A 6,025-nucleotide genomic window follows, 5' to 3' on the forward strand; every position below is an offset into this window, starting at 1 on the left:
TCCGAGGCGTATTGATCCGCGGCCCGCGCCCAGAGATACCAGGTCACGCCGCCCGCCGGGGCCAGCACCATGACGATGAAGCTCAGCCACAGGGCCATGCGCCGCCAGAAGCCGCGCCGCCGGGCGCGGCGCGCGCCTTCCGAGGCGGGCAGGTCGATGACGATGGTGGGGCGCGGCGGTCCGCCGCCATGGCCCCCGCCCTGCACGCCGCCGGGGCGATGCCGCGCCAACTGACCGCCCTGCTGGCCGCCGGGACCGCCCTGACGCATCCGCGCCGGGAGGTTGCCCTGACCCTGACCCTGGCCCTGGCCTTGCCGCTGACCCTGGCGCGGTCCGTTGCCCTGGCCTTGGCCCTGACCCCGGGGCGGTCCGTTGCCTTGACCCTGCCCGCCGCCCTGTTTGCCGCCCTGCCCTTGCCCGCCGCCCTGTTTGCCGCCCGGACCCGGGGCGCGACCCTGGCCTTGTTGGCCTTGGCCCCGGCCTTGTTGACCTTGACCTTGACCCGGCGCAGCGCCGCCCTGCGCCGGGTTCGCCGCCTTGCCGGGCGCATCGGCGCCCGGGCCGCCGGCCCGGGGCGGCGCCTCGACGGTCGCGCAAGCGGACGCCGCGGGCCGGGGCGCGGGGCCGCCAGGGCGCGGTTCGGCGGCGGCTTCGCCCGACAGGGGCGGCGCGTCGGCCCCGTCGGGGCGCTGATCGGGTCTGTCCATGGCTCAGGCCAGCTCCTGCAAACGGCCGCCGGGGCGATTGCCCCCGCCCTTGCCGCCATTGCCCGCGCGGGGGCCCGGACCGCCGCGCCGGCCTTCGCGGCTGCGCCGCATGTTGTCCAGATGACGCGCGATGGCGTCGTCTATGTCGTCATAGTATTCCAGCCGGCCGTTTTCCAGAACGATCCCGCAATCGCAATAGCTTCGCAGCCCGTCCATGCCGTGGGACACCATGATGACGTTGCTGCCCGAAAGCCGGTTTTCGAAGGCGGCGCGGCATTTGCGCTTGAAGTTTTCATCGCCCACGGCAGTGATTTCGTCCACCAGATAGGTGTCGAACTGGATCCCCATGGACACCCCGAAAGCCAGCCGCGCCTTCATGCCCGAGGAATAGATCCCCACCGGCTGATACAGAAAATCGCCCAGCTCGGCGAATTCCTTCACGTATTCGGTCAGGTTCTTCACGTCGGCGCCGTAGATGCGCGCCACGAAGCGGATGTTCTGCGCCCCGGTCAGCGCCCGGTGGAAGCTGCCCGCGAAGCCCAGCGGCCAGGACACCCGGCAATGCCGCAGCACCCGCCCGCGATCCGGCTTGATCGACCCCGCGATCAGCTTCAGCAGCGACGACTTGCCCGCGCCGTTGCGCCCCAGCAACGCCAGGTTGCGCCCGCGCGGGATCGTCATGTTGAGATCCCGCACGATCACTTTTGCGCTTTCGACCCCCTTGAGGCGAAAGCTTTTCGAGACGTTGTCAAAGCGGATCACAGGTCGGCCAGCCTCTCGTCAAAGCGCCGCAGCAGCAGAAGTCCCAGGAACACCAGCACCAGCCCCAGGACAATGGGGTATCCCAGATTGTTCACCGTGGCATGATACACCGGATAGACCCCCTGACGAAACACCCCGACGATATGCACCAGCGGGTTGTAGGCCAGCAGGTCGCGGGCCATGGCGGGCATGCTCTCGGGCGTGTAGAACACCGCCGAGATGATGAACAGCGGCCTTGATATGATGGCGAAGACCCGCTCCCACAACGGGAACAGCACGAACAGCACCGCGTTCACCGACCCCGCCCCCGCCGCCAGCAGCGTCGCCGCGAAGATCGCCGGCAGGATGTAGCCGAAATCGATCTGCACCGGTTCGCCGGTGATGTAGATCGCGCCGCCCAGAATCAGCCCCGACACCATGCAGTTGGTGAGGAACTGCAGCGCCAGCCGCGCCACCAGCGCGTCGTAGATGGTGACGTTGGGATAGCGGATCAGCGCAAGGTTGCTCTTGATCGCGCTGCCCAGCAGGTCGGCGCTGGTCTTGTAGAAGTTGAAGGCCAGATAGCCGCTGGCGAAGAAAACGATGAAATTCTGCCCCAGCATCGGGGCCCGCGCCAGCATCGAGAACACCAGGCTCATCAGCGCGATCATGCCCACGGGTTCGGCCACGGCCCAGAAATAGCCGCCGAAGGATGCGCCGTAGCGGGTGGTCATCTCGCGCCTGAGAAGCGCAATCACCACACGAACATGCACCGCCATGGGTGAATCGCGCCGTCCTGCCTGCATTTGCATGTGTTCGCGCTCCTCGCAACCCGGGCGGGTCGCCGGCCGGCCCGGGTCCGGCGGCCGCCGTTTCGCCTGTCGCCCGTGCCGTCGCGTTTCGCCGCTGGCCTCCCGCGTGTCTCGCGCCTTGCGGCCGGCCGCCGGGATCCCCGGCGGGTTCGCGGCCCGCGCGCCGACGGTTCCTGTAGCACGCGCCGCCGCCCGTGGCGAGACGCCAGCGCGCCAAGCCCTTGAAACCCCGCGACCTCGCCCGCGCGCGCGCCAGCGCCGGCGCCGCCAAAACGGTTGCGCAGGACGGGGCGGCGCGGCAAGAGTAGCGCATGCGCCGCTCAGAGGCGCCAGCGAGGGACTGGATTGATGCGCGTATCCCATTTTGTTCTTGCGATCGCCGGCCTGGGTCTTGCCGGATGCGGGGGGCTCGCCAACACCGGCCCGATTTCCGAGGCGGTGGTCTCGGAGGCCGCCGCGCCGCCGGCGAACGCCACGCCTTACGCGCTGATCGCGATCGACGAGGCCGTGGCGGCGGCGCTGGAGACCCGCGAAATCGCGCGCGAAACCGCGCTGGGGACCGGGGGCGGCGCGCGCGGGCATGTGCTGCGCACCGGCGACGTGGTCACCGTGACCATCTGGGAGGCGGTGAATGGCGGGCTGTTCTCCTCGGCGTCCCCCGACGGGCCGCGCAGCGCGCCGCTGCCCCCCCAGCGTGTCGGGGCCGACGGCGCCATCACCGTGCCCTATGCCGGGCGGGTGAAGGCGGCGGGGCGCTCGACGGCGGCGGTGGCCAATTCGATCGTCGCGGCGCTGCAGGGCAAGGCCATCGAACCCCAGGCGCTGGTGACGCTGAACGGCTCCCCCGGCTCGGCGGTCACGGTGCTGGGCGACGCGGCCAATGGCGGCGGGCTGGTGCCGCTCAAGGGCGTGGGCGAACGGGTGCTGGACGTGGTCGCCGCCGCCGGCGGGCTGCGCGCGCCGCCGTTCCGCACCCGGGTGCGGCTGACGCGCGGCGGGCAGGTGGGCGAGGCCCAGCTGTCGCAGGTGCTGCGCGAACCGGCGCAGAACGTGCCCATGCGCGCCGGCGACGTGGTCAATCTGGTGGTCAGCCCGCAGACCTTCACGGTGTTCGGCGCGGCGCGCAATCCCACGCGGCTCGACTTCAGCGCCGAGGTGGTGACGCTGGACGAGGCGCTGGCCATGGCCGGGGGGCTCGCGGACAACCGCGCCGATCCGGCGGCGATCTACGTGTTCCGCTACGAGGACCCGGCGACCGCGCGGGCGGTGCTGGGCGACGCGGCGGCGCCCGACGGCGCATCCGCGACGGCGATTCCGGTGGTCTACAACCTCAACCTGCGCCAACCCGGCGCCTTTTTCCTCGCGCGGCGCTTTCGCATGGAAAACAAGGACATCGTCTACGTAGCCAACGCGCCGATCGCCAATTTCGAGAAAATCCTGCGCATCCTCGGCCTGTCCCTGCAACCCGCCACCACGGCGATCAGCCTGGCCAATGTCTTCGGCTGACCAATTGACCTGATTCGGCCGCGGACGTCGCGACCGTCCCCGCCCGATGCGCCGCAGGCGCGAGCGCGCCGCCGCGCCAAATGCCAAAATGGAGTCAGCGCGGACAATCAGCCGCGCGATGGGTCACCGGCAGGCGCGGCGGCGCCGGCAGCCAGGCGCCGGGCTCGTTGACCCGGCCTTGCGCCACGCGGGCGACGATCTCGGCCCGGGCGCGGGCGCGGCCCTCGGGGTTGTAGAACGAGCCGCGCACCTGGATCGCCGCCGCCATGGCGGTGACCAGATCCTCGGCCAGCGCCGCGTCCACCGCCGCCGGCTCGCGCCAGAAATCATCAAGCGGCCCCTGATGGGTCAGCCCGGCCACGTCGAAGATCGCCTTGCCCAGCAGCAGCGTCGGGCGCCCGGCGCGGATGGCGTGCAGCCCGACGGTCGAATTCACCGCGATCACCCCATGCGCGTGCCCGATCAGCGTGTCGAGCGCCCCGCCGTCGATGGTCTGCGCCCGCGCCGCAACGCCGTGGCGGGCGGCGGCGCGGGCCACCTCGCGCGGCCAGTTTTCAAAACCGTTGTCGAGCGGATGCAGCTTGAAGATCAGCCGCCGCTCCGCCGGCGCGCGGCGGGCGAAGGACCCCATCACGGCCTCGATCACCTCCGACAGCCGGTCGAAGGGAGAGTTGTCGCGCACCTGATAGTCGCTCTGCAATTGCAGCGCCACGAGGTCATAGGCAAAGACCCCGGCGGCGCAGGCCTCGACCACCGTCTCGGCGGCGCGATGCATGCGGCGCTGGCGGGCGAGCCTTGGCAGCCAGCTGAGAAAATCCACCAGCGGGTGATAGTAGCGGTCCATGCGAAACAGCGGATAGGGCAGCGCGAACAGCGTGTTGAGCAGGTTGAAGGCGACCTCGTTCAGGGCCTCCTGCCCGAAGTCATGGGGGTAGAGCACCCCGGCCTCCATCGCCGCCCCGGCGGCGCGGGCGGCGCGGGCGATGCGCCGGATCGCGTCGGGATCGTCGGGAAAGCGCGAAAACGCCCCCATGCCGGTGCGTTCGAGCGTGATCCAGTCCGGGCGCAGATAGCCGAACTCCACCACATGGGCGTTGATCCCCAGCTCCTCCGCCAATTCGCCCGCCGTCACGTGATAGGGCAGACGGTCGGCGTAATACATGATGTCGGTGATGGCGTTGCGGACCAGGTAATCGGCCAGATACGCCCGCCAGCGGCTGAACCGGCCGCGATAATCGTCGGCCCCGCGTCGGCGCCAATACACCCGGTCGGCCATGCACAGGTTGATGCGGAACGCGGCGTGGCCGGCGGTTTCGAACGCCCCCGCCAGTTCGTGCCAGAACGGCGATGGCGGTCCCTGCAGGAACAGCACCCGGCGCGGCGCGGGCTTGTCGCTGGGGCTGGAGCTGTCGCGCGGGATCACGGCTCATCCTGTCGGGGTGGCGTTGCGCGAGCGGGTAGAGACCGCGCGCCGCCTTGTCAATGGACAGCCGGCGGCGCAAGCGGCGCGGCGCGGTGACGGCGCCGGGTTGGCCGCAGGTTGGCCGGGCTTTGCAAACGCCGCCGCCGGCGCAAGCTGACATCGCCTATCCAAGTGCGGCCAGGGTTCCGCCGGCGCGCCGGGTCCGGACCGAGCGCCGTCATGAGCCGAGCGCGCCAGACACCCAAGGACGAAAACGCCAGGGGGGGGGGTGGAGGGGCGTGCATGCGCACGCCTTCAACCCTGTGATCCTTGAGATTTTCCCACATGACCGCCCTTGGCCTGACCCTCGTCCTCATCGCCGCCTTCTGCCACGCCGCGTGGAGCATCGCGGTCAAGCGCATCGACGCCGGGCCGGAACTGGCGTGGCTGTTCTCGGCGCTGTCGGCGGCGCTGTATCTGCCGCTGGCGATCGTGGTCTTCGTCGCCGAGCGCCCGGATTTCGCCCCGCGCGACTGGCTGTTCATCACCGGCAGCGCGACGCTGCATCTGGTGGATTTCCTGCTGTTGCAGGCGGGGTATCGCAAGGGCGACCTGTCGCTGGTCTATCCCGCCGCGCGGGCCACCGGGGCCGCTGCTGTCCACCGCCTTCGCCGTGGCGCTGCTGGGCGAGTCCCTGACCCCCCGGATCGCGCTTGGCGGCGGCGCGGTGATCGTCGGAGGGCTGTTCCTGACCGGCGGCTTCAGGCGCGGCGCGCGCCGCGCGGCGCGGGGGGTGGGGGTCGGCCTCGCCGCCGGGGCGCGGATCGGCGGCGATGCCCCGGGGGGCGCCGGCGGGG

Annotated in this window: 4 protein-coding genes and 2 pseudogenes; 2 read left to right on the top strand and 4 right to left on the bottom strand. The window is 71.0% G+C overall.

Annotated features, from left to right (window positions below; all coding sequences use genetic code 11):
- The 3 genes and pseudogenes from AC1HC7_RS01100 to AC1HC7_RS01110 all read right to left on the bottom strand — a co-directional run.
- Positions 1-230: pseudogene (locus AC1HC7_RS01100) on the bottom strand (hypothetical protein); the annotation flags it as partial.
- A 480-nt stretch (positions 231-710) separates the two neighbouring features.
- Positions 711-1,469: an ABC transporter ATP-binding protein gene (locus tag AC1HC7_RS01105; RefSeq protein ID WP_479497438.1), complete on the bottom strand. Its 759-nt coding sequence runs from the start codon at positions 1,467-1,469 to the stop codon at positions 711-713.
- Positions 1,466-2,260, bottom strand: coding sequence for an ABC transporter permease (locus AC1HC7_RS01110; RefSeq protein ID WP_479497439.1), 795 nt, complete (start codon positions 2,258-2,260; stop codon positions 1,466-1,468). Before AC1HC7_RS01110 ends, AC1HC7_RS01105 begins: the two co-directional genes overlap by 4 nt.
- A gap of 348 nt (positions 2,261-2,608) precedes the next feature.
- Here AC1HC7_RS01110 and AC1HC7_RS01115 point away from each other — a divergent pair, with 348 nt between their 5' ends.
- A complete protein-coding gene (locus AC1HC7_RS01115) occupies positions 2,609-3,766 on the top strand; it encodes a polysaccharide biosynthesis/export family protein (protein ID WP_479497440.1) in 1,158 nt (385 codons plus the stop codon).
- 94 nt (positions 3,767-3,860) lie between these two features.
- On the opposite strand, the gene AC1HC7_RS01120 is transcribed toward AC1HC7_RS01115, so the two are convergent.
- Positions 3,861-5,189, bottom strand: a complete 1,329-nt coding sequence (locus tag AC1HC7_RS01120) for a capsule biosynthesis protein (RefSeq protein WP_479497441.1) — start codon at positions 5,187-5,189, stop codon at positions 3,861-3,863.
- A gap of 324 nt (positions 5,190-5,513) precedes the next feature.
- Between AC1HC7_RS01120 and AC1HC7_RS01125 the strand changes: the two are divergent.
- A pseudogene (locus AC1HC7_RS01125) lies at positions 5,514-6,025 on the top strand (hypothetical protein); the annotation flags it as partial.

Source organism: Oceanicella sp. (assembly GCF_056449545.1).

What these genes read in the sequence shown, in the direction of transcription:
- AC1HC7_RS01110 (WP_479497439.1), bottom strand. Translation starts at nt 2,260, where the DNA reads ATGCAAATGCAGGCAGGACGGCGCGATTCACCCATGGCGGTGCATGTT.
- AC1HC7_RS01115 (WP_479497440.1), top strand. Translation starts at nt 2,609, where the DNA reads ATGCGCGTATCCCATTTTGTTCTTGCGATCGCCGGCCTGGGTCTTGCC.